1 protein-coding gene is annotated in these 1797 nt (G+C 55.9%); it reads right to left on the bottom strand.

Features of this window, described 5'->3' with window-relative positions:
• The coding region (locus EDM60_RS28325; protein ID WP_148040617.1) for an RHS repeat-associated core domain-containing protein at window positions 1-1797 on the bottom strand (1797 nt) is incomplete at both ends.

Raw genomic sequence — 1797 nt, forward strand, 5'->3', positions numbered from 1 at the left:
AACCTCAACGGATTATTATGCACATACGTATATCGATTCAACGTCAACGGATTATCCACCTGCCCCTTATACGTATCCTCCGACACAAACCTTCCCATCTTCGGATCATAGTACCGCGCCCGCAAGTAGTAAAACCCGCTCTCCTTGTCGTACATCTCCCCCGCATACGTAAACGGGTTGGGCATCGCTTCCTTGACCTTGTCCGCGAGCAGGTTGCCCCAGATGTCGTACTCATACGTATTCAGGACGTTGCCGCTTGGCCCCTTGATCTTCACGACATCGCCGTGGCTATTGTAGTAGTAAGTGCCTTCCTGGTTCGTCGTGAAGTCCTTGCGCCAGATCAGTTGGTTACCGAAGACGTTGCGGGCTTTGACCCGGCCATCTTGGGTCAATTCCTCAATCACTTGTCCGTTCAGGTACACGTAGTGGGTGGTGTCGGTTACGGTTCCGGTTTGCTGTTTGGTGGCACGCAGGTCGCCCGGGTAGTACGTGTAGGTCGTGGTTCCTTTGTCGTCTTTGTATTCGGTCAGGCGGTTGAACAAGTCGTGTTTCAGTTCGTACGAGCGCGTCGAGTCTGCTGGTGCGTTGGCATACGCTTGGCGGTTGCCGCGGCGGTCGTAGGCGTATTGACGGGTGTTGCCCTGGATGGTCTCTTCCTTGATCCGGGACAGCTTGTCGTAGGCGAATGTGCCGTAGGTGGTTCCTCCGCGCTTTTGACTCGTGATGTTGCCAAACAGATCGTAGCCGTTCGTCTCGCTCCAGCCATCGGCGTGATTGATTCCAGTAATTTCGGCAAAGGAGCTCATCGTTTTCTGCATCGCGTTCGGTTGGCCGGGGTACGAAACGGTGTTGGTTTCGCCGCTGTTCTTGATGTCGTACGTGTAGGTCGTGGTGCCGACGCTTGGGATGGTCACGCTGCTCAGGCGGTCGGCGCTGTCGTAGCTGTAATCGACCCGCATGGAAGGGGCCGAGCCGGATACCGCGCTGCGAGACGGGTAAATCAGGGCGTCGATGGCATCGTCCTGATCGGTGTGTACGAGCTGGTAGTCTTTTCCCATCATCGTTTGGTTGTTCAGGCGGTGGAACTCGTCGTAGCTGTAGCGGACGGTTTGGCCGTAGTTATTGGTTTCCGTCAAAAGCAAGCCAGCGAGCGGATCGTAGGTGCGTTCTTCGTAGAAGCCATTGCCGGCGGACACTTTCGTCATTTCGTAAAACGGCGAGTATTGGTAATTGAACAGGACGCCGTTTTTGTCCTGGAAGGTTTTGACCGAGCCGTTTTTGTCGTAGGTGTACTGCTCGGCTTTGGTTTCCGGGTTCTTTTCGGATAGTTTCCAGGACAGCGTGTTATACGTGTACACGGCGGAGGTCGTGCCATTTTCGACGACGGTGACGAGGTTGCCGAGTCCGTCGTAGCCGTATTCGTTGACGTTGTTCTCCGGGTCGCGCAGGTAGACGAGCTGGCCGTTGGCATCGTAGCGCAAGGTCCAGCGTTGGGAGGTGCTGCCGTCGGTTACTTCTTTGTCTGTCACTTTTCCGAAACGGTCTGTCTGGATATTCGTGACACGGCGCTTTCCGTCTTGTTGTGTCGTTTCCTCGGTGCTCTCTACCCGACCGTACAAATCGCGGTAGGTGGTGACGATGTAGCCGTTTGGTGCCACGGTTTGTTCGGTCAGGCGCGGCAAGTAGCTGCTGCCGTCGCGGTAGGCGTTGTTGCGATGGGAGCGGGTCGTTCCGAGAGCGTTCGTCGTTTGGTAAACAAAGCCGTCCCAGTCGTAGGGGACTGACCCCCGTCCGTAG

The organism is Brevibacillus parabrevis (assembly GCF_003710905.1).
GTDB lineage: Bacteria > Bacillota > Bacilli > Brevibacillales > Brevibacillaceae > Brevibacillus > Brevibacillus parabrevis.